The organism is Rhizobium sp. M1 (assembly GCF_002531805.1).
Lineage (GTDB): Bacteria > Pseudomonadota > Alphaproteobacteria > Rhizobiales > Rhizobiaceae > Rhizobium > Rhizobium etli_C.
Genome location: NZ_NWSW01000003.1, coordinates 45,867 through 68,792 on the forward strand (window position 1 = coordinate 45,867; position 22,926 = coordinate 68,792).

Annotated in this window: 15 protein-coding genes; 5 read left to right on the plus strand and 10 right to left on the minus strand. The window is 63.4% G+C overall.

Annotated elements, in window-relative coordinates:
• Position 1 precedes the first annotated feature (1 nt).
• Positions 2-766 carry a precorrin-6A synthase (deacetylating) gene (gene cobF, locus CO655_RS04180; RefSeq protein WP_097664070.1) on the minus strand — a complete coding sequence of 255 codons (765 nt, stop codon included), beginning with the start codon at positions 764-766 and terminating at the stop codon, positions 2-4.
• A 201-nt stretch (positions 767-967) separates the two neighbouring features.
• On the opposite strand from cobF, the gene repA reads away from it, so the two are divergent.
• The 4 genes from repA to CO655_RS04200 all read left to right on the plus strand — a co-directional run bounded on the left by repA (position 968) and on the right by CO655_RS04200 (position 5,841).
• The gene (gene repA, locus CO655_RS04185) at positions 968-2,164 is read left to right on the plus strand and encodes a plasmid partitioning protein RepA (RefSeq protein ID WP_010031417.1); all 1,197 of its coding nucleotides are present in this window, start codon (positions 968-970) and stop codon (positions 2,162-2,164) included.
• Positions 2,161-3,156, plus strand: a complete 996-nt coding sequence (repB, locus tag CO655_RS04190; protein WP_097663905.1) for a plasmid partitioning protein RepB — start codon at positions 2,161-2,163, stop codon at positions 3,154-3,156. Before repA ends, repB begins: the two co-directional genes overlap by 4 nt.
• Before the next feature lie 156 nt (positions 3,157-3,312).
• Complete coding sequence (repC, locus tag CO655_RS04195) at positions 3,313-4,527, plus strand: plasmid replication protein RepC (protein WP_097663906.1); 1,215 nt, start codon at positions 3,313-3,315, stop codon at positions 4,525-4,527.
• A gap of 180 nt (positions 4,528-4,707) precedes the next feature.
• Positions 4,708-5,841 (plus strand): RHE_PE00001 family protein, encoded by a 1,134-nt coding sequence (locus tag CO655_RS04200; protein WP_097663907.1) that lies wholly within the window; start codon positions 4,708-4,710, stop codon positions 5,839-5,841.
• A 122-nt stretch (positions 5,842-5,963) separates the two neighbouring features.
• On the opposite strand, the gene CO655_RS04205 is transcribed toward CO655_RS04200, so the two are convergent.
• Genes CO655_RS04205 through CO655_RS04215 form a run of 3 tightly spaced genes read right to left on the minus strand, consistent with a single transcriptional unit; the run spans position 5,964 to position 7,988 of the window.
• On the minus strand, positions 5,964-6,674 hold the full coding sequence (locus tag CO655_RS04205) for a Bax inhibitor-1/YccA family protein (RefSeq protein WP_097663908.1): 711 nt from the start codon (positions 6,672-6,674) through the stop codon (positions 5,964-5,966).
• A 20-nt stretch (positions 6,675-6,694) separates the two neighbouring features.
• Entirely contained in the window at positions 6,695-7,462 is a 768-nt protein-coding gene (locus tag CO655_RS04210; RefSeq protein ID WP_097663910.1) for an anti-sigma factor, read from the minus strand.
• A complete protein-coding gene (locus CO655_RS04215; protein ID WP_097606695.1) occupies positions 7,449-7,988 on the minus strand; it encodes a sigma-70 family RNA polymerase sigma factor in 540 nt (179 codons plus the stop codon). Before CO655_RS04215 ends, CO655_RS04210 begins: the two co-directional genes overlap by 14 nt.
• Positions 7,989-8,165: 177 nt before the next feature.
• Between CO655_RS04215 and CO655_RS04220 the strand changes: the two genes are divergently transcribed.
• Positions 8,166-8,474, plus strand: a complete 309-nt coding sequence (locus CO655_RS04220) for a hypothetical protein (protein WP_097606694.1) — start codon at positions 8,166-8,168, stop codon at positions 8,472-8,474.
• 5 nt (positions 8,475-8,479) lie between these two features.
• Here CO655_RS04220 and cueR read toward each other — a convergent pair whose 3' ends face one another.
• From cueR to CO655_RS04250, 6 genes are all read right to left on the minus strand, one after another.
• Positions 8,480-8,869: a Cu(I)-responsive transcriptional regulator gene (gene cueR / locus CO655_RS04225; RefSeq protein WP_009995283.1), complete on the minus strand. Its 390-nt coding sequence runs from the start codon at positions 8,867-8,869 to the stop codon at positions 8,480-8,482.
• 9 nt (positions 8,870-8,878) lie between these two features.
• Positions 8,879-11,398: a heavy metal translocating P-type ATPase gene (locus CO655_RS04230; protein ID WP_097663911.1), complete on the minus strand. Its 2,520-nt coding sequence runs from the start codon at positions 11,396-11,398 to the stop codon at positions 8,879-8,881.
• Positions 11,399-11,745: 347 nt separating this feature from the next.
• Positions 11,746-12,252 (minus strand): hypothetical protein, encoded by a 507-nt coding sequence (locus tag CO655_RS04235; protein WP_097663912.1) that lies wholly within the window; start codon positions 12,250-12,252, stop codon positions 11,746-11,748.
• Between the two features lie 321 nt (positions 12,253-12,573).
• Positions 12,574-15,180: a malto-oligosyltrehalose synthase gene (treY, locus tag CO655_RS04240; RefSeq protein WP_097663913.1), complete on the minus strand. Its 2,607-nt coding sequence runs from the start codon at positions 15,178-15,180 to the stop codon at positions 12,574-12,576.
• 150 nt (positions 15,181-15,330) lie between these two features.
• On the minus strand, positions 15,331-17,412 hold the full coding sequence (gene pbpC, locus CO655_RS04245) for a penicillin-binding protein 1C (protein ID WP_097663914.1): 2,082 nt from the start codon (positions 17,410-17,412) through the stop codon (positions 15,331-15,333).
• Complete coding sequence (locus CO655_RS04250; RefSeq protein WP_097663915.1) at positions 17,409-22,880, minus strand: alpha-2-macroglobulin family protein; 5,472 nt, start codon at positions 22,878-22,880, stop codon at positions 17,409-17,411. The genes pbpC and CO655_RS04250 overlap by 4 nt, the downstream gene beginning before the upstream one ends.
• Positions 22,881-22,926 lie beyond the last annotated feature (46 nt).

The window sequence follows — 22,926 nt, forward strand, 5'->3', positions numbered from 1 at the left end:
GCTATTCCTCGAAATCCCGTCCCTTGCGCAGGAGATAGATGTCCATGATCCAGCCATGCCGTTGCCGGGCCTCGCTCCTGAGGGTGAGGATATCGGTCGCGACATCGCCGAGCCGCCCTGATCGGACGATCTCGTCCTCGGTACCGAGATAGGCGCCCCAGAAGATCTCGGCATCTGGGTCGTCGATCTTCGCAAAAGCCTGTTCGCCGTCGAGCATGACGACCGTCGTGGGCGCCTGGAGCCCCTCCCGCGCCAGCCGGCGCCCCGTGGTAATTTCGATCGGCTTGCCGACGAGATTGATCGGGATTTTGTGGCTGGCCGCCAGGGCCTGGATGCTGGTGACGCCGGGAACGACACTGTAATCGAAATCCAGGTCGGCTTGCTGCCGCACCCGTTCGATGATGCGGATCGTGCTGTCGTAGAGACTGGGATCACCCCAGACCAGAAAGGCGCCGCTGCCATCCTCGGGCAGGCCGGCGATCAGCTCTCCATAGATATGGGCGATCTCGCCATGCCAGGCGTCGACGCTTTGCGTGTAGCTTCTGTCGGCCGTCTGTCGCTGCGGCACTGCGAATTCTGAAATCCGGATCCCCGGCCGTGTGATATACCGCTCGCAGATCTCGCGGCGGACTTCGGCAAGCTCTTCCTTTGCCGCGCCCTTGAGCGGCAGGAAGATCACGTCGGCGGCGTTCATCGCATTGATTGCCTGTATGGTGACGTGCTCCGGGTTGCCCGTGCCGATGCCGATGATATGGATGTGCTTCACGACGATACTCCCATGATTCCTGGCGGTCTTGCCGAAAAAGCCGGGTCGCCGCAAGGGCAGGGCAGGGAGTTGGCCGCGGCCAACCGGGCCGCCGATGAGGCCCTGGCCCCTATTGTTGCCGGAAATCCCGAATCGTGTCACTTTCGATACGCTTTTTGACGCTATGTTGACAGAAAAGCGCATCGAAAAGGATTGGGTGTTTTGGACAACATTAGCGTATCGACGACAGATGTGCGGATCGAGCGGCATGCGAACCAGCTGTCGCGGCAGTTGAAGCTGCTGCGTGACAAGCTGTTTCCGCCGCTTTCGCAGAAGACGCTGCGTACATTCTCCTCCGGCGAGGCCGCTCAGATGATCGGCGTTTCCGACGGCTATCTTCGCCAGCTTTCGCTGGATGGCAAGGGGCCGCAGCCGGAACTTTCCCCGAATGGCAGGCGCTCCTATACGCTCGGCCAAATCAATGAATTGCGCCATTATATGGCGAAGCTGAAGCCGAAGGATGCGCTCAGCTATCTTCCCTGGCGGCGTCCCGGCGAGAAGCTGCAGACGGTCGCCGTGACCAATTTCAAGGGCGGTTCGGCCAAGACGACGACGACACTCTATCTGGCGCAGTATCTGGCGCTGGCCGGTTACCGGGTGCTTGCCATCGATCTCGATCCGCAAGCCTCGCTCTCCTCCATGCTCGGCGTGCAGCCCGAATTCGATCTCTCCGACGGCGATACGCTCTATGGCGCCATTCGCTACGATGCCGGACGCAAGCCACTGAAAGAGATTGTCCGCAAGACCTATTTCGACGGGCTCGATCTGGTGCCGGGCAATCTCGAGCTGATGGAGTTCGAGCACGAGACCCCGCGGGCGCTCAATGATCGCCAGAAGCCGGCCGAGCTGTTCTTCCGTCGGGTCGGCGTGGCGATTGCCGAGGTCGAGGCGGATTACGACGTGGTGGTGATTGATTGCCCGCCGCAGCTCGGCTATCTCACCCTCGGAGCCGTCTGCGCCGCCACATCGCTGCTCATCACCATCCATCCGCAGATGGTCGACGTCGCGTCCATGTCGCAGTTCCTGCTGATGACCTCGGATCTGCTCTCCGTCGTTCGCAAGGCCGGCGGCGACCTGCAGCACGACTTCATCAAATATGTCGTCACCCGCCACGAACCTTTCGATGCACCGCAGTCGCAGATCGTTGCGCTGTTGCGCAGCCTGTTCGGCGATGACGTGTTGACGGCAACCATTCTCAAGTCGACGGCGATTGCCGATGCCGGCCTGACCAAGCAGACGCTCTTCGAAATCGAGAAGGGGCAGGTGCGCCGCTCGACTTACGATCGGGCGTTGGAATCGGTCAATGCCGCCAACAGCGAGGTTCTTGCCGGCATTCACAAAGCCTGGGGCAGGACATGAGCAGACGCGATCGCCTCAAAGGTCTTTTCGACGATACGGCGCAGGAGTTGGCCGCGGCCAACTACGAGGAGTCTTCTTCGCGCGGATCGGCCGGGCCGGTCCGGACGATGGCGCTGACCCTCGGGCGCATGGAGGAAGAGAGCAGGGCGATGCAGGAGGCCTTGCTCTCCGGCGAACGCATCGTCGAACTCGATCCCGATCTGATCGATTCCTCCTTCGTGCGCGACCGGCTTGCCGACCAGCCGCTCGATATGGAAGACGAGCTGGTGCGGTCGATTGCCGAGAACGGCCAGGAAGTGCCGGTTCTGGTTCGTCGCCATCCTGATGACGAGGCCCGCTACCAGATCGCCTACGGCCATCGACGCCTGCAGGCCGTCAGGCTGCTCGGACGCAAAGTGCAGGCGATCGTCCGTCAGCTCGACGATACCGATGTCGTCATCGCGCAGGGTATCGAGAACTCGGCGCGCCGGAACCTTTCCTATATCGAACGCGCCGTCTTCGCCTTCAATCTCGAGCTCAAGGGGTTTGAGCGTCCTGTCATCATGAAGGCGCTGTCGACCGACAAGACGGAGTTGTCGAAGCTGTTGTCGGTCGCAAAAGCCATCCCGGCCGAGATCGTCCGCTCCGTGGGAGCTGCCCCCGGCATTGGGCGGCGTAAATGGATGGCGCTGGCCCAGGACTGGAACGGGATGACGGCGGCGCGGCTTGCGAAGCTTATCGCCTCGGAACAGTTCATGGCGGAAGAGAGCGACCGCCGTTTCGAGCTTTTGGTTGCCGAGCTCGCCCGGAAAGAGGCGAAGCCGGAGCCCACGGAATATGACTGGAAGCCGAAGAGCGGCGGCAAGATTGCCGGCCGAATCAGAAGCGCCGGCAATTCTTTCACGATCGCGTTGAAAACAGGCGATGCGCCGGATTTCGGCGCTTATATTTCACGCCGTCTCGATGAGCTTTACGAAGCCTATCGGGAAGGCAAGTTGCAAGCAGGAGAGTAGGCCGCAAAAGAAAAAAGCCTCCGAACGTTGCCGTCGCGGAAGCCTTTCTCATATCTGGACAATCTGAGAATCGCACTTCCTCGAATCACTGTCAAGCATCTTCGGCATCCTTTTGGGTGGTAAGATTTCTTTTGCCTTGAAAAAAAGGTGAGGGACATGGAGCCTCAATATGTATCGACGCCCTTTGGGCGGCGATCGATGACGCTTGGCATGCTGGCAAGCCAGGAAAGCGCCAGCAAGGTCGATCCGGACGCATCGGTCGACAAGTGGAAGATCTTTCGCTCGCTCTGCGAGGCAAAGGACATGATCGGCGTATCCGATCGTGCGCTTGCCGTTCTCAACGCGTTGTTGACCTTCTATCCGAAGAACGAGATTGCCGAGGCCAACGGCTTCGTGGTTTTTCCTTCGAATGAGCAGCTCTCGTTGCGCACGCATGGCATGGCCGGCACGACGCTGCGGCGGAATCTGGCGATGCTGGTGGAAGCCGGCCTGATCATCCGGCGCGATAGCCCGAACGGCAAACGGTTTGCCCGCCGCAACGGTGAGGGCGGGCTTGGCGAGGCCTTCGGCTTCAGCCTGGCGCCGCTTCTTGCTCGCGCCGGCGAGATCGAAGCGCAGGCGGCTCAGGTGATGGCCGATAGGCTCGAATGGAAGCGCCTGAGGGAGCGCCTGACGCTCTGCCGGCGTGACATCGCCAAGCTGATCGAGATCGCGCTGGAAGAGGAAATTGCGGGCGAATGGATCGAGATGCAGAAGCATTTCAATCTGCTGTCGGCCAGCCTGCCGCGCCGTCCGTCGGCTGCGGAGATGAGAAGCCTGCTGGCGGATCTCGAAGCGTTCCGCGAAATGATCATCAAGACGCTGGAATCGAAAACGAAAACAGAAAAAACAGACGCCAATGACAGCCAAAACGGTCGGCACATACATAATTCAAACCCACACCTAATATCTGAACTTGAACCAAGCTTCGAAACGAAGCAGGGCGCAAAGCCGGAGGAAGAACCGCGGGCGTGGCGGGAGCCGCCAAAGTCCTTCCCGCTTGCCATGGTGTTGCAGGCCTGCCCCGAGATCGCCGCTTATGGGCCGGGCGGCGGGATCGGCAGCTGGCGGGATCTGATGGCCGCGGCCGTCATCGTCCGCTCGACGCTGGGCGTCAGCCCGAGCGCCTATCAACTGGCCTGCGATATCATGGGGCCGGAAAACGCCGCCACGGTGATCGCCTGCATTCTGGAACGAGGCGGCCATATCAACTCGGCCGGCGGCTATCTGCGCGACCTGACCCGGCGGGCGGAACGCGGCGAATTCTCGCTCGGGCCGATGCTGATGGCGTTGATGCGGGCAAATGGTCCGCTGGCGAGGAGAACCGGGTGAGCGGGTGGCCAAAAGCCTCGCGCCAGCTGCGAGGGTTAGAAGGAAATGCGGCCTGTCGATGAGACCCCTAACCGCTTTCTTCCCTTAGCACTTTTATTGAAATACACCGTTAACCATGTCATAGTGACGGAAGAAAACATGTCTTTTGCTTCCATTTGTGAAAAACCGTAAAGCTTAACAATGCGCTACGATATAGACGGTGCGATGCTGCAGAACCTGCTTCCACCCCTTGCCGCCGCAGAGGACGGATTGGCACGGCTGGACGAGCGGGTGTTGCGCTCGCCGGTCGGCGAGGGATTTGCCGAACGCAGTCATTTCTTCGATGCCGCCGGTGCGCTCTGGGTCGCCGGCGAACTCGTGCATGTCGAGGATCTCGTTTTGCACGACGCGCATATGGATAGCCGCGCGCCGAGCCACGAACTGACGATCGCCCATTCGGTGCTGCGGACGCGTCGGCGCATCTGGACCGGGGAACCTTCCTGGGCTCTTAGCGGGCCGGGCCTTGCAACGCTGACCGCGACCATGGGGGAAGGGGAGGGCACGGCCCAGGAAAGCAAAAACCCGGCAACCGTGGTCAAGACCGACGACGAGGACGAGGATGAAGACGGGCCGCTCGCTGCCGAGATGGCGGAGATCGATGCGCTTCTTGCCCGCTCGCAGAAGCTCATCGATATCCATACCGGCAAGGCGCCGGCTGGAGAGACAGCGGCAGTATCGACGACCAAGCGCACCGACGACCCGCTCGGGCTGCTCGGTGACGAGGAATGGGACGAGGAACAGCGGCTTGCGGAGTGGCGAAGCGTGCTGCCATTGGCCGACAGCCTGCCGCCGGTTCTCGGCGCTGTCATTCTGTTTGAAGCCTGGGACAGGATCGAGCCGCTACGGCGCCAGCATTGGCTCGGCGGTCTTCTGGTCGCAAGTTATCTGCGCGCCCGCGGCAAGGTCGCCTCGCATCTCTTCTCCTTCTACGGCGGGCTGAAGCTGGTGCGCCATGAGCGGCGTCGGGCCCGCGACCGGGCCACACGGCTGCAAGCCTTTCTGGAGGCGATGCATCTGGGTGCCGCAGCCGGTCTCAAGGAAGTCGACCGGTTGTCGCTGGCACGCACGCAGATGGAGCTGCGCTTCCGCGGCCGACGCTCGAACAGCAGCCTGCCGGACCTTGCCGATTTCATCCTGTCGCGGCCGATGGTCTCGGCGGCGATGATTGCCCGCCATCTCAGGATTACGCCGCGCGGCGCGCTGAACCTCGTCAATGAGATCGGCATTCGCGAAATCACCGGCCGCGGCCGCTATCGCGCCTGGGGTATCATCTGAAACGAAAGCGGCCGGGTCGTGAACCCGGCCGCTTCGTTTTTAAGTGAGCACCCGATCTGCCATCCTGTCACAGACTGCAGACCGGGCGCTCTTGCGCTTCCATTGCCCCCAGAAGCGCGGTTCTATTCCCGCTCGCCGGTGAAGTTGAGCAGAAGCTGGAAGATGTTGACGAAGTTCAGGTAGAGCGAGAGCGCACCGAAGACGGCGAGCTTCTGGTTCGATTCCTGATCGTAATTTTCCGAATACTGTTCCTTGATGTTCTGCGTGTCGTAGGCGGTGAGGCCGACGAAGACGACGATGCCGATCACCGAGATTGCGAACTGCAGCGCGCTCGAACCCAGGAAGATGTTGACGATGCTGGCGATGATGACGCCGAAGAGGCCCATCATCAGGAACGAGCCCATTCTGGAGAGGTCACGCTTCGTCACATAGCCGTAGAGGCTGGTGGCGCCGAACATCGTGGCGGTGATGAAGAAGGTCCGCGCGATGCTCATCCCGGTGAAGACCAGGAAGACGGAGGCGAGCGACAGGCCCATCACCGCGCAGAAGGCCCAGAAGGTGATCTGCGCCGTGCTCGCCGACATCGTCTGGATGCGGAACGTGAAGAAGAAGACGAAGGCGAGCGGCGCCAGCATCACCACCCACTTCAGCGGCGAGCCGAAGATCGGCACGTAGAGGGCCGGCGTCGAGCCGACGACGAAGGCGACGAGGCCTGTTATGACGAGGCCGAGAGCCATATAATTGTAGACGCGCAGCATGTGCTGGCGCAGACCCTCGTCGAAGATAGCCTGGGAGCCGGCAACGGCGCCATAGCGGGGATTGATCGGGTTCATGCTGATCTCCTCGGTTAGAACTAATAGAGCGAGCGGGCGAGCCGTTCGGCCGCCTGATCGAGATTGAGACCGCTATCGTCAGCGATCAGGGCGTAAGCGACCTCGCCGATCTGCCAATAGGCGGCTTCTGCTTTTTCCAGCGTGAGATGGCTGACCGGCTTGACCTCGAAAGCGCCCGGACGGACGGCGAAAAGCGACAGCCGCTTTCCATCCGACTGCTCGATCGCCATCTCGACGCTCGGGCCGAATTCGGATGGGAAGATCTGCACGTCGGCGATCTTCCAATCCCTAGGCAGTTCGGGCATCACGATCGCGGTGGCCGCGCGGATTTCGTCGGCGCTGTAAGTGGTCGGTGGCTGCGAAGGCATGGTTTCGCGCAGGACCGCGGTCTGATAGGCGCGGACGGCATCCTCGACATAGGCGGGCGCTGGAACGGAGGCCGCCACCTCGGTCGCCGAGAATGCACCGAAGGAATTGTGCGCCACCCAGCCGGCGGTCACGAGAATACCGACCGCGGCGATGCGCTGCATGGAGTGGAAGATGCGGCCATAGGAAAGGCCACGCTCCAGCCGGCGGGCGGCATCGCGGGTCTCGGCACGGCCGAAGGCGCTTTCGCCGGCAAGCGCCAGGCGCAGTTCACCTTTCACGCTGAGATCGGCCATCACCTTGGCGGCAATCGCCGGGTTCTCGGAAAGATAGGACTCCACCTGGATGCGGCGGGCGACATCGAGCTCGCCATCCACATAGGCGTCGAGATCGGCGTCGACGATCGGGTCAACTGCTTTCATGGCCGTTCCCTCCGATTAATCTCAGATGCGAAATGCGCGGTGTCTTCTCCTCGAATTCGCGCAGCTGCGTGCGGGCGCGGGAGATGCGCGACATCAGCGTGCCGATCGGAATGCCGAGCGCATTGGCGGCTTCCTGATAGGAAAGGTCTTCGATCGCCACGAGATGTAGCGCCTCGCGCTGTTCCTCCGGCAGGTCGAAGAAGGCGTCGCGCACCTGCTGCAGGCGCACGGCGTGTTCCTGGCCGGCCGGCAAGGACTGCTCGGCTTCGACAGCCGCTTCGTCGTGGCGCCGTGTCAGCGACCGCTTCTGGCGAAGGCGATCGATATGGGCATTGTGCAGGATGGACAGCAGCCAGGTGCGCAGGTTGCCGCCGCTGCGGAAGCTCTTTCGCTTCTCGAAGGCGCGCACCAGCGCATCATGCACCAGATCCTCTGCCTCGTCCGAATTGCGCACCAGCGCGCGCGCGTAGCGCCTCAGCGCTGCGAGCTGGCCGATGACGTCGAACGGGCGGTCTTTGCGTTCCATGATTGAGTATACGCAAGCGCGCCGGATTTTATTCCCGGCGGGACAAAAAAAGTCATCCGGACGGAACATCGTTGCCGAATATTCGGCCAGGATACGATGAGCGCCCTAAATCGGCGATTGTTTATGACAATTACATGACAGATCATCACGCCGCTGATTTGGAGGGGAAGATACACAATGAAGGAAAAGAAGCGGGTCTACGAAGCTCTCGTGGACGGCGCCATGGAAGGGCTGACGGGTGAGGCGCTGTATGATTTCGTCAAGATGCGTTGCCCGAAGGCCACCAGCAAGAAGATCGTCCGGGCCTCGCTTCTCGCCCTGACCGATCCGCATCTCAAGGACCGCAACATCCTCGACGTGATCTATGCGCTTGCGATCAAGCACCGCCTCGACGAGGGCGTGCTTGATGACGGCGACGAGGACGATGCCGCGGAGCCGGCGCCGTTCTCTCACGCGGTCATCCAGGACACATCTCGACCTTCCTGAAATGCTCAGCGGCCATCTGAAAGCTCTTCGAGAATCGGACAGTCCGGCCGGTCATTGCCGTGGCAGGCATGCACGAGGTGCTCCAGCGTGCGGCGAAGTTCCGTCAGCTCACGGATCTTGCGGTCGATCTCACCGAGTTTGCTCTCGGCTATATCCTTGACGTCGGCGCTCGCCCGAGCCTTGTCTTCATAGAGCGCCAGCAATTGCCGGCATTCCTCGACCGAAAAGCCGAGACCGCGCGAGCGCTGCAGGAAACGCAGTTTGTGAACGTCGCTCGCAGCGTAGTCGCGATAGCCGTTTCCGCCCCTTTCGGGGCGGATCAGGCCAATATCCTCGTAATAGCGGATCGTCTTCGAAGGCAGGCCGGAGCGCTCGGATGCTTCGCCGATATTCATTGCCATCTCCTATAATTTTGCCAAGCGCAGCCTCAGCGCGTTGGCAATCACCGACACGGACGACAGGCTCATCGCCGCTGCCGCGATCATCGGCGACAGCAGCAGGCCGAAGACCGGATAGAGCACGCCGGCGGCGACCGGAACGCCGAGGGCATTATAGCCGAAGGCGAAGCCGAGATTCTGACGGATGTTGCGCATCGTCGCCTCCGCCAGCCGCCGCGCTCTGACGATGCCGTTGAGGTCGCCCTTTACCAATGTAATGCCGGCGCTTTCCATCGCAACATCGGCGCCGGTGCCCATGGCGATGCCGACATCGGCCGAAGCAAGTGCCGGCGCATCGTTGACGCCGTCGCCGGCCATGGCGATGACGGCGCCCTTGGCGCGCAATTCCTCGATCAGCGCCTTCTTGCCTTCCGGCAGCACGTCGGCGCGGACCTCGTCGATGCCGAGGCTTTTTGCCACCGCCCGCGCCGTGCGCTCGTTGTCGCCGGTGGCCATGATGATCTTCAGCCCGCTGTCGTGCAGCGCCTTGATGGCGGCTGATGTCGTCGGCTTGATCCGGTCGGCGACGGCGACGAGGCCGGCAAGCTTGCCGTCGAGCGTGACGAACATCACCGTCTTGCCATCGCCGCGCAGGGCTTCGGCCTTTTCCGACAGCGCCGCGGGATCGATGCCGAGATCGGCGAGCATCGCCGCATTGCCGAGCGCCACCGTCATGCCGCCGGCAAGGCCCATGACACCCTTGCCCGTCTTTGCCTCGAAGCCGGTGACCTCGACGAAGGTGGCATCGCGCTCTTCGGCGCCGGAAACGATCGCTTCGGCCAGCGGATGTTCAGAGCCGCGCTCCAGGCTTGCCGCCAGCGACAGCAGCCGGTTCTCCTCGATGCCGCCGAAGGCGACGATGTCGGTGAGAACTGGTTTGCCTTCGGTCAGCGTGCCTGTTTTGTCGACGATCAGCGTGTCGACCTTGGAAAAGCGTTCCAGCGCTTCGGCATCCTTGATCAGCACGCCTTCCTGAGCGCCGCGCCCGGTTGCGATCATGATCGACATCGGCGTCGCAAGACCGAGCGCGCAGGGGCAGGCGATGATCAGAACGGCGACGGCGGCCAGCAGAGCATTGGCCAGGCTCGGTTCCGGCCCGATCGCGGCCCAGACGATGAAGGCAAGGATGGCCACGACGACGACGGCCGGCACGAAGACGGCCGACACCCGGTCGACCGCGCCCTGGATTGGCGCCCGCGAGCGTTGCGCCGCGGCGACCATGTCGATAATGCGCGACAGCACCATGTCGGCGCCGACCTTCTCGGCCGCCATGACGAGCGATCCATTCTTGTTGATCGTGCTGCCGGTCAGAGCATCGCCCTTCGCTTTCTCCAGAGGCAGGGGCTCGCCGGTAATCATCGATTCATCGACGGTCGACTGGCCTTCGAGGACGGAACCGTCGACCGGAATGCGTTCGCCGGGACGCACGCGCAGCCGGTCGCCGGCCTGGATGTCGTCCACCGGCACGTCGCTTTCGCTGCCGTCGGCATTGATGCGGCGCGCCGTCTTCGGCGCGAGATCAAGTAGGGCGCGGATCGCCGAGCCGGTGCGTTCGCGCGCCTTCAATTCCAGCACCTGGCCGACGAAGACGAGCGCGACGATGACGGCGGCCGCCTCGAAATAGACCGGCACGGCGGCGCCGTGGCCGCGAAAGCTCATCGGGAAGATCCCGGGCGCAAGCGTGGCGACGAGGCTGTAGAGATAGGCGGTGCCGACGCCGAGACCGATCAGCGTCCACATGTTCGGGCTGCGGTTGACGAGGGACGCCCAGGCGCGGCGGAAGAAGGGCAGGGCCGCCCACAGCACCACCGGCGTTGCCAGCAATAGCTCGATGTAGGTCGCCTGCGGTTCGCCGATCGCTTCGCGGAGCGGCAGGCCGAGCATCGGCCCCATGCCGAGCGCCAGCAGCGGCAGGGCAAGGATGGCGCTGACCCAGAGCCGTCTGGTGAAATCCACAAGTTCCGGGTTCGGGCCCTCGTCAGCAGGAGGAATGCCCATCGGTTCCAGCGCCATGCCGCATTTCGGGCAGTCGCCGGGACGGTCGCTGACGACCTCAGGATGCATCGGGCAGGTATAGAGCGTGCCCTTCGGCGCCGGCTTTGCGGCCGGGCGGGCGCCGTCGCGATAGGCCGTGGGGTCGGCTTCGAACTTGGTCTTGCAGCCGGCCGAGCAGAAGTAGAATTTTTCGCCGTCGACCTTCAGAAAATGTTTTGCCGTCGAACGATCGACGGCCATGCCGCAGACAGGGTCCTTCGCTGTCAGGTAATCCTGCGGCGTCGCCGCGAATTTCGTCCGGCAGCTCTCGGAGCAGAAATGGTAGATGCGGCCAGCATGCGTAAGCGAGGGCTTGCCGGCCTCCGGATCGACGGTCATGCCGCAGACGGGATCACGAATGACCGTGTCGGCGGCTTTCTCCCGAGCATGGCTGCAATGGCTATGATCATTGCCATGGGTGTGACCGTGATGGTGGTCGTGTTTTATGTTCATGCTTATCTCCTATGCCCCAAGGGCAGTTGGAGAGACTTATCGACCTTCCAGCAACTGGAAGGTCAAGTGCTAATTTCGGCGAGATTGATTTTTCGACGGCCGCCGCTCGCTTCCGGAGCGGGGGGGGCTTCACATAAAATGGGCACAGATATACGCTAAGCGCTTTGGACATCGGAAACTCCGATCTTTTGGCGCAACGGCCGCAGCCTTCCGGCCGTCGTGGAGGCGCGATCCGAGAGCGCAGGCCCCTGTCAAAAAACATGTTTTTGCCGACAGGCAGCTTTCCGACGAACTGCAGCGCGACCAAGGTCCGGAAAGCCGTGGCGGACATTCGTGCTTTCGAGACTTCAGTTACCTTTAATGCGTGCCCGAAGCTTGAGGAGATAAGACCTGGCCTTCCAAGCGAATAGCGCAAAGCTGATGTTTACAGCCACTGCAACGGTGACAACGGTCGTAAGCGCCCACAGACTGCCGCTTAAGAAGCTGCCAATAGTCAGTAGCAAGACATCTGCGACGATCAGCACTCCCCATCCTGGTCCGGCGTTAATTTGACGTTGCAGGGACTGCAGCGACCCGCGCCGAGATTGCTGAAGCTCCATCGCCCGGGCTATAAACTTGTTGAGCGGATAATTGGCTTCCCGATCCTCGATCGAAAAGCACACCTCCAACTCGTACTGGACGTCATCCAGAAAAGCGCGGAACCTACGAAGCCCTCGAAAGCTGTCGTAGAGCGCACCCTTCCTTTTGGGATCGGCCAACAAAAAGTCGAGAAAGTGGTCTTCGTCGTAGGGTGCGCCCGGCGTCGCGCGGTGCTTCTCGAAAAGGCGAATAATTTTAGTTCGGGCTTCAGTCATGCTTGCTTCCCCAACGTCCAACTCGTTGTTCAATGATAATCCTTGCAAAAGCTTGTTGCGCCGATTTCCGCATGTTTGATTCTTACGCCAGTCCGAACGTCTCTTTTTCACACACCCACACCGTTAGCGGACTCTGTCCGGACGCGGCAACCTTGCCGTCGAACCTACGGCAGATTCCGACGGAGGATCGGACGCGTCGAAGGTGGCAAGCGGCTATTCCTGCTCCAATGTGCGACAAACAGGTGTTTTTAGACACCCGCCATCCTTAGCGTATATCTGTGCCCATTTTATGTGACGGACCCGGGTGGCGTGGCGCCATCTTCAGGTCGGGCTGATCAGCCCGAGGGGCTGGCTTCCGAGCAAGGCGGCAACCGAAATGCTGCCGCCGGGCTCGATGGTTTTTCCGGTCAGCAGATCCGCCTTCAACCCGTGAAGAGGGGAGGGCACCGCGATCGCCGTGTCCTCCCAGAACTCCGGGCCGGCAAAAAGCACGCCGGGATCGAGCCAGCCGAACATCATTCGGGGCACGGCGACGATTGCGAAATCGCCTTTATGCACCCGGGCAAAGGCGAGCAGATGGTCGCGGCGGCTGCCCGTCGCCTTCAACGGCAGATAATCGCCTTTCGAAAACAGAGCCGGGTGCCGCCGGCGCAGCTGCAGGCCAATGCTGACGATACGCTGCTTCAACGCCGCCGCCTGAAGCTTGGCGATCGGTCCGGCTTCAGCAAGCCAGGCAACCAGCTGTTCGTGGTCGACCGGTCGGCGATTGTCGGGATCGACGAGACTGAAATCGAAACCTTCCGCGCCCTGGTAAATGTCGGGAATGCCCGGCGCCGTCAGCTTGAGCAGTGTCTGCGACAGGCTGTTGACGTAGCCGGCCGCAATAAAGGGCTGCAGCACCCTTTCGAAATCTTCGAGAAAGGCGTCATTGTCCGGCGACACCAGCGCCGCGGCATAACTCGCGACCGCCTCCTCATAAGCGTCATCCTGTTCGGTCCAGGCGGTGCGCAATTTCGCCTCGCGCACCGCCTTGACCGCGTAGTCGGTAAAGCGGGTGCGAAGCTCTTCCATCTGTCCTCTGTCGAAATCCTCCGGCCAGACGCCGGCGAGCGCCTGATAGAGCATCCATTCGGTATTCGGCTCCGGTGCGGCGCCATCCGCGAGATCCTTCAGCCACGGCCGGTTCATGTCACGCCAACGCGCCACTGCCTGGGCAAAAACATCCGCCCCCTCGCTCAAGGCGTAAAGCCTCGCGCGCGCATCCTCGCCGCGCTTGGTGTCGTGGGTGGCCGTTGCCGAAAGCCCATGCGGCTGCAGCCGCGCCCGCTCGGCCATGCGGCGATGGAAGCCGTCCGGGCCCTCGGGCGGCTTGCCCGGTTCGCTGCCGACCTCGTTTGCGGCAAGCAGCCTGTTATAGCGGTAGAACAGCGTATCCTCCGTCGCCTTCGCCATGATCGGCCCGCTCAACTGCTGGAAGCGAATCCGGAATTCGTGAGCCGCATCGCCCTCGATCCTGCCTTCGAGAAGCTTCAGCACATGATCGAGCGCGCGCCGGTCGTCGAGCTCAGCCATGACGTGCGATGCCGTCGCGGCGAGGACGGCCGAATCCTGCCAGGAAAGCGGACCGCCGTCGCCATAGGTGCGGTAGACGGGGAAGGCGACCAGCAGCGCGCCGAGCGCGGTGGCGATCTCCGCTTTGTCGAGTTCGGGAAAGATGCCTGCCGCGATCGTTGCCAGCCTGCCGGACTCGCCGGCGAAGTTGCGCTCCACCATCTGTCGCCTGGCAAGCCGCCGGCCCTCTTCGGGATCAGCCGCCTCGCCGGCGAGGCCGCGATAGGCATCATCCAATATGCGCAGTCCGCCAGCGTCGATGAAGAGCTCGCTCAGCGCGGCGATGAATTCATATCCTGTCGTGCCGGCGACCGGCCAGCTCTCCGGCAGCACCTCGCCCGCCCCGAGGATCTTTTCCACGACGATATAGATATCGGCTCCGACCGCTGCCCTCAGTCTGTCGAGATAGGCCCTGGGTTCGGCGAGCCCGTCGACGTGGTCGATGCGCAGCCCCTGCACTTTGCCCTGGCCCACCAGCTCGAGCACCAGCCGATGCAGATCTTCGAACACCGGGGGATCTTCGACGCGGGTGCCGACCAGTCCGGTCACCTCGAAAAAACGGCGGTAGCTCAGATGCCGCGCCGCCTCCTTCCAATGGGTCAGGCGCCAATGCTGTTCCTCATGCAGGCTTTTGAGAAAGTCATGATCGGACGAGACGTCCTCGAGTTTTTGCCGGAGAATCGCCCGATCGCCGCCTTCGAAGAGGATATCGCGCAGCGCGCGGGCAAAATCCTCGCCCGACGTCACGGCCACCTCGGCCATTCGCATGGCGACCGGATCGTCGAGGCGGTTGGCGAGCGCGCCGTAGCTGGCGGGGTTCAGCGGCAACAAGGTCTGGAAGTAAGCCAAGGCGAAGTTGCCGTAAGTCTCGTCGAGCACAAGACGCAGTTCGCCTGCAGCCAGCGCCTCTTCGAAGTCCCGGCCGAGCTGCGGCAGGGTCAGCGGCTCGCGCCAATCGATGTCGAAGTGGCCGGCATAGGCGCTTTGCCGGCCGGATGTCAGCACGTCGCGCCACCAAGCGTTATCTGGCGAGGCGGCCATATGGTTCGGAACGATGTCGAGAACCAATCCCATGCCGGCGGCAGCAAGTCTTTCCGTCAGCCGGTTGAAGCCTGCCCGGCCGCCAAGTGCGGGGTCGATGTCGTTGGCGTCGGTGACGTCATAGCCATGGGTCGAACCGCTGACGGCGGTGAAGATGGGTGAGGCGTAAAGGTGGCTGATGCCGAGCGTCTTGAGATAGGGAATGAGGCCGCAGGCGCGATCGAAGGTCATGCCGTTGCGGAACTGTATCCGGTAGGTCGCGGTCGGAAATGTCATGAGGCCGTCTGACGTTGGAGGGAGACCCTTTTCAACGGTTGTGGCCGGGTTTTTGTTCCCTCGTGGCGCCGCGTGTCTTGTGCGCTAATGCATGTCGTCCGGAAGTGTGCAGCGGTTCCGGGACAACGACATGCATCAAAACAAAGGGCTTTAGTCGATGAAGACGCCGACGCTCGCGGCTCGTCCGGCGGAGTCGATGACGGTCAGTTTCGAATAGCCGCCGCCGTCGGGCTGCCATTGCTGGGTGCGCCGGCGCGAAAGGTCGGGCAGCGGCTTGCCGTTGGCAAGCCAGCGGAAGGGCGCGCGGCCGCCCTGCAGCTTCAGCATCAACGGCGACAGATCGCCGCCTTTTGCACCGAGATCGATATGGGCGCCTTCGGGCGGATAGACAATCTGCGGCGCGGGTTCGCGTCCGGAGGCGACGAGCAGGCCGCTGGCATTCAGCGCAAAACGCCGCTGGCTGATCGGAAGCTCCGATTGGGCGATGCGCACGGCTCCGGCCGGAGGTCGCGGCAAGGGCGTCGTCGCGATGCCTGACTTGGCGAAAGCCTCGAACAGGATCGGTGCGGCGGTGCCATAGCCGGTCAGGCCGGGCACGGCGCTGTTGTCGGGCCGCCCGACCCAGACGCCGAGCACATAGCGTCCGTCATAGCCGACCGACCAGGCGTCGCGATAGCCGTAGCTGGTGCCGGTCTTGTAGGCGATGCCGCGCTGCGGCGCGCCGGCGGGGGGAATGACGCCGGAGAGAATATCGGCGACGTTCCAGACCGCCACCGGCTCGAGCAGCGGTTCGCCGTCGAGCTTGCCAGGTGTGCCGGTGATGCCGTCGCCGAGCCTTGCCGGCTGACCGCGATTGGCGAGCGCCGTATAGAGCTGCACCAGATCCTTCAGCGTGATGCCGACGCCGCCAAGACCGATCGCAAGGCCCGGCGTCTCGTTCGGCGGCAGGGCCGGACGCACTTCGGCGCGGCGGAAGCGCACCAGCAGCCGCGACGGCCCGACGGCGTCGAGCAGCTTGACGGCCGGCACATTCAAGGAGAGTTGCAAGGCCTCGCGCACGGTGACGTCGCCCTGGTAGCTCATGTCGAAATTGCGCGGCCGGTAGCCGAAGAAATCGGCCGGCCGGTCTTCGATGATCGTCTCCTGAGAGACGAGGCCTTGCTCGAAGGCAAGTCCGTAGATGAAGGGCTTCAGCGTCGAGCCGGGCGAGCGGTTGACGCGCGTCATATCGATCCAGCCGGAGCGGCTGGCGTCGAAATAATCGGCCGAGCCGACCTCGCCGACGATCGCCCCGGTCTGGGCATCGGCCATCACCATGGCGAGCGAAAGCTTCGGCCCGAGCTTCATGGCCGCGGCCCGGGCGACCGCTTCCAGCCCTTGCTGCACCGGCTTCTTCAGGGTCGTCTGATGCTTGAGCACATCAGGCTGCTTGCGCAGCGCGGCTTCGGCCACATGGGCGGCCAATGCCGGCAGCTGCATGCGCCGCATGGGGATCGCGACAGCTTCGGCCCGCTCCGCCTCGCCATCGCCGACGGCCTCGGCCACCGCGGCGCGCTCGAGCACGCGCTTGCGCGCCTCTTGCGCCGCCTGGAGATTGCGGTCCGGCCGGCGCCGTTCCGGCAATTGCGGCAGGGCGACGAGCAGGGCGGCTTCGGCGACCGTCAGGCGGCGCGGCTCCTTGCCGAAATAGGCGAGGCTTGCGGCGCGCACGCCTTCCAGATTGCCGCCATAGGGCGCATGGGTGAGATAGAGATCGAGAATCTCTTGCTTCGACAGCCGCCGTTCGATCTGCACGGCGCGGGCGAGCTGCAGCAGTTTTGCCGAAAACGAGCGTTCCGCGCGTGGCTCGATCAGCCGCGCCACCTGCATTGACAGCGTCGAGGCGCCGGAGACAATTCGGCCATTGCGGACGAATTGCAGGCTGGCCCGCCCGAGGGCCCAGACGTCGACGCCGCCGTGATCGTAGAAACGCTGATCCTCATAGGCAACAAGCATGCGCAGGAATTGCGGATCGACATCGGCGACTCCAGTCTTCAGCCGCCAGCGGCCTTCGGCCGTCGCGAAGGCGCGCAACAACTGCCCGTCGGCATCCAGCACTTCCGGGGAAAGCATATCCGCCTTGTCGAGCGGCGGCGGAAAGGCCTTGTCGGCGGCGTCGAGCGCAAGGAGAGCCCCGCCGGCAAGAATGATGCCGGCGGCGGATCCGATGGCAAACTTGCGCCACAGCCTCATTGTTGCGCCGCCACGACCTCCATCTTGCCGGTCGCCGTGCGGGCCGAAAGCTCGGGCCGATACATGTCCTCGACGCTTGCGGCCGGATGGTCGTAGGTGCCGGGGGTGACGGCGCGCACGACATAGGCGACGTTGAATTCACGATTGTCGCCGGCCGCACGGTTGAAAGCGGCGACGAAGCGGTCGTAGCGGAATTCGGTATGGGCGGCGGAGATTTCGCCGATCCAGTCGAAATTCGTCATCTGGGCGCTGTCGACGAGGTTCGGATTGTCGATCTCGAAACCGGCCGGCAGGAGGTCGGTGATGACGATGCGCGACGGCCAGTCGTTGGTCTCGCGCACGTGGATGACGACGACATAGCGTTCGTTCTGCTTGGCCTCGCTGACATTCGCCTGCTCGCCGTCGAGCGTGTAATAGCTGCGCTCGATGAGGAAGCCGTCGCCGCCAGCCGGCAGCGGCACGGTCGGAGCGGCAACGGTGGTGACGATGGCCGAGACCGCGTCGTTCGTCTGGTTGGTCAGCGTCAGCGGATGGCCGGCGAGCGCCTCGCCGGTCATCCGGGCCATATAGGCGCCGGTGTGCGCCGCGCCGTTGACGTCGACCTTCAACCCGTCATCGCCACCCTGGATGGCGCGGGCGGCCAGCAGCATCCAGGTTTCTTCCTGGGTGCTCTTGTATTTGCTGCGACCCCATTCCTTGGCAACGGCCTTGGCAAGATCCGGGATGACAGGCGGCACCGGCCGGCTTTCGGCGGCAAGCGCCAGGATCGCCGCGCCGTCGCGCAGGATCGTGCCGTAATCGGTACGCGACAGGTTCACGCGCGACACCATCGACTGCTGCGACATCTGCAGCGCGTCGAGGAAGATGTTCTTCGAGCGCTGGGCGTCGCCGTAGAGCGCCAATGCGGCGGCGATATGCGCCTTGGCGAGCGGCGTCGGGAAGTCGTTGATCATCGTATCGGCGTAATAACGCAGATCGCTGATCGCGGCCTTCTTGTTGCGGGCCAGCACATAGACGGCATAGGCGATCTGGTCGCCCTGACCCTTGATGTCGGTGGTGTAGGAGAGGGTATTCTGCAGGTTTTCGAGCGCCTGCACGAAGGCCCGTTCCGGCACGTCATATTTCATTTCGCGGGCTCGCGTCAGGAAATCGGTGACGTAGGAATCGAGCCAGACGTCGCCCGAATCCGGCCCCCAGAGGCCGAAGCTGCCGGCCGAGGCCTGGTAGGAGAGGACGCGGTAGATCGCGTCCTGCACGCGCTTGTGCACGTCGGCGTCGTTTTCGATGCCGGCCTGCTTCGCCACTTCGGCGAAGTAGAGCAGCGGCAGCGCCCGGCTGGTGGTCTGCTCGGCGCAGCCGAAGGGATAGCGGTCGAGCGTCATCAGCAGCGCCGGAATGTCGAAGGCGGCCGAACGGGTGACGTTGACGCTGATTGCGGCCCCGGGCAGCACGCTGTCGGCCAAGAGGTTCTTGTCGACGGTGAGTTTTGCCCCCGGTTTCAGCGCCAGCACCCTGCGTTGGGTGATCGGCAGGGATGCCGGGCGCACCGGCAGGTCGACGATCTGGTCGAGCGAAAGGCCGGAGGCGTCGGAGAGGTTGATCGAGACGCTGCCGGCGCCCGGCTGCCTGCCGATCAGCGAAAGCGTCAGCTCCGTCTTTGCGCCGGCCTCGAGGCGGATCGTCTGCGCGGCGGAGGCCTGCTCGATGCCGACCGCCTCGTTGCCGGTCAGCTGCAGTTTGAAGTCGCCGGCCGGCGCATCGGTATTGGCGATGTCGAGGCGCAGATCGGCCTTGTCGCCGGGGGCGAGGAATTTCGGCAGGCTCGCGGTCACGACGACCGGATCACGGATGATGACATCCTTGACGCCGTGGCCGACACCGGTCTTCGACCATGCCACCGCCATGACGCGCGCCGTGCCGTTGAATTGCGGAATGTCGAAGGAGACGTTGGCCTTGCCTTCGGCGTCGAGCTTCACCGGTCCGGAGAAGAAGGCAACGAGCTTCTGCGTCGGCGGGCTTGCCTGCAGCGCAATGGCGCCGCCGTCACCGCCGGTCCGGAGCTTGCCGGTGGCACCCAGCGAACCGTCGATCAGCCGGCCATAGAGATCGCGGATTTCGAGGCCCAGCTGGCGCTGGCCGAAATACCAGTCTTCCGGATTCGGCGGTTCGTAGCGCGTCAGGTTGAGAATGCCGACATCGACGGCGGCAACCGTGACATAGGCATCCTCATTGGCGCCCGCACCGGCCACCTGCAGGCCGATGTTCAACGGTCCGCGCGGCAGCATCTTTTCCGGTGTGTCGAGTTTGACCTGCAGGGCGCGCTGTTCGGGATCGACCTTCAGCCATTGGATGCCGATCGAGCGCATCGGCATGTGGCTGTCCTGGGCGTCGCCGGGACGGAAGAGGGTCGCGGTCACATAGGCGCCGGCGCCCCAGTCGGCGGTGACGGGGATTTCGATCTCGCCGCCGGTTTCGCCGATCGTCGCATTCTGCACGGCGACCAGCTTTTCGGTTCCTGCCGTCACCATCAGCTCGCCGCCGTAGCGCGAGGTGACTTTCAGCTTGGCCGTCTCGCCGATCTTGTAGCTGTCCTTGTCGAGGGCGATTTCCAAGCCGTCCGGCGTTTCGGTCGAGGTCGAGCTCACGAACCAGCCGGCATCGAACTCGACGCTGGAGGTCGGACCGTCGGCATCCGGACTTTCCACCTCGAGGCGATAGCGGCCCCATGTCACCGGCACGGAGATCTTGCCGCCGTCCATCGTCGCGTCGACGCTGCCGTCGGAAATCTGCTCGGCGGTATAGACCGGCTCATATTTCCAGGTGGTTCCCTCGCGATACCATTGGTATTGGCGGTTGAGGCTGTAGAATTTCCAGCGCAGCCCCTTGCTCTCCTGCTTCTTGCCATCGGCGCTGACGCCGATCACCGTGAAGTTGGCGATCGAATTCTCGGGCAGCTCGTCGGAAAATTCCGGCTTGATGCCGATCGTCGCGCGCTCGTTCTTCACCGGAATGACAAGCGAGCGTTCGATGGCGCGCCCGCCCGCTTCCTGCATCCTGATATAGACGGTGGCGTTGAGCAGCTGCGTCGTTGCCGGCAGATCGCCGACGGTGAGGTCGGTCGAGGCTTGCCCGTTCTCGTCGAGTTCCGGCAGGCCGTCGATCGGCAGGCGGGAATCTTCGCTCGCTTCCTCGTCGGCAAGCCCGAACTGGAAGCCCTTATAGGCGGCGCTCTCACGCGTCGGCTTGACGACGACGTCGCCTTCGAGCGTCAGGCCGACGGCCGGGGCGCCGTAGAGATACTTGCCCGAAATCGTAATATTCGCCGGCGTATCAGGGCCGATTTCCTTGGCTTCGGTCTTGATCTCCATGTCGGTGCGATCGGGCACGAAATCATCGACGAGGAAACTTTTGCTGGCGATCGCGCTGCCCTTGGGATCGGTATAGATGTTCATCGTCCAGGTGCCGCGCATGGCGTTTTCCTGGGTGGCGAAATCGACGGAATAGCCGCCGAGATTGCTGGTCTGGCTGACGACCCGCCGGTCTTCGACGCCGTCCGGGCGGCTGAAGATGAAGGTGAGCGGCAGGTTCTCGATGGCGTTGCCGTCGGTGTCGCGGGCAAGCGCCTGGGCATGCACCGTCTCGCCGGCGCGGTAGATGCCGCGTTCGGTGAAGGTCAGCACATCGATCGCGCCGGGTGCGGGGCGGCCGGTGACGCCGCGGTCGGAGAGATCGAAGCCGGCCCGGGTCATGTCGAGGAAGACATAGTCCGACGTGCCGTTCTTGGCGGCGATGACGGCGGGCGTCAGCGCCGCCGTGCCGCGGATCAGGCCGGCGGTGAAGGTGGCGCGGCCGTTTTCGTCGGTCGTCGCGGTGCCGAGCACTTCATTGTTCTTGGCGAGCAGCTGCAGCTCGACGCCTGACATCGGCTTGGCCGAGGCGAGCGAGCGGGCGAAGACGTTGAGGCCGTCGGTGCCGGCATAGGTGGTGATGCCGATATCGGAGACGAGGAACCATTGCGTCGCCTGCGAATCCCACTCCTGCGACGGGGCGTTCGGCGCCGTCGCGGTCAGCACGTAGATGCCGGGCTTGCGCTCGGGCAGCGCCTCGTCGACCGGGAAGCTGGTGACGATGTCCTTGTTGAGATCATTGGCGATGTCGATCGAGCCCTGCCAGACCAGTTCGCCGTTCTGGTCCTGGATGTTCTGGGCGCTATAGCCGTCGAGCTGGCTCAGGAACTGCGAGTTGGCCAACAGCGGTGCGATGGCGCGATCGCCGATGCGGTAGAGCTTGAGGTTGGCCGAGGTGAGGTTGACCGAGACGATCGGAATGCCGCGGCGCGCCGTCGAGGGCAGCACGAAGCTATCGCCGGTAAACCGCACCATCTGGCTGCGGTCCTTGATGTAGACGTCGATGCTGACGGGCGCTTCAAGGGTCTCGTCGACCGACGACGGCAGGCCGGTGCGGAAGGCGATCTTATAGGTCTCGCCGTGCGTCAGTCCCTCGACGCAGATCTGCTTGTCCTTGGTTTCCACCGCCTTGGGAGCGGCGCCGTTGAGCGTCACGAAGGGCGTGTAGTCGGTGGTCTTGACGAGCGACTCGGAGAAGGTGGCGCAGGCCCGCGGTGTGGCGCTGTCGGCATCGACCGTGTGTTCGGTGATGCGGAAGCCCTGCGTCGCCTTCAGCTGCAGATAGGCCGCCTGCACATCGTCGGAGGCAACCAGCTCCAGGCTAGCCTTGTAGGCGTGGAGGGCCGGGCGGTAATTGGCGTTTCGGTCCAGGGCGTCGGCGAGCACGGCGAGCGCCTCGGCGCGCTTGGCCTTGGTGCGGGTCAGCTCGTAGCCGTTCAGCGCGTCGAGCACGGCCTGGCCGCTCGTGCCGGTCTGGGCGCTGCCGAGCGAAGCGGCGGCGCGGGCGGTTTCGAGCCAGAGATCGGCATCACCGGGGGTGATCGACAGCGCGCCGTGGAAGGCGATCAGCGCGTCGGTCAGATTGTTGGCGGTCATGTCGAGACGGGCGCTGGCCGTCAGGCTGTCGACGCTCTGGCCCTGCTGGGCGTCGGTCAGGGCAAGATTGTCCCTGAAGTCGTGGGCCTGCTGGATCAGGTCGTTGGTCAGGAAGGTCAGGCGCGGCGCCGCGCCGATATCCGGCTCCTTCTGGGCGGCCGTCTCGACGATCTTGCCGGCGATGGCGCCGGGGAAGGCGTTCATCGTCTTGAAATCGGATTTGAGGAAGCACCATTTCACCTTGGGATTGTAGGTGAAGGCCTTGCAGCTCTTGTCGCCGATGCAGGAGGTCTTGCACTGATCGAGCGAGACGTTCTGCTCGGTGCGAAGATCGAAGCCGAAGAAATCGGCGTCCTTGATCGTCTGAATGTCACGCTTCGTCTCCGCGGCGGCGGCTGGAAAGCTGACGGTGATCACGGACAAAAATGCGATGCTGGCGAAAGCAAAGAACGAGCGCACGGACATAGGTTCCCCCCAAGGATACAGGCGATGCTGGCTCTAACCGGCGGCA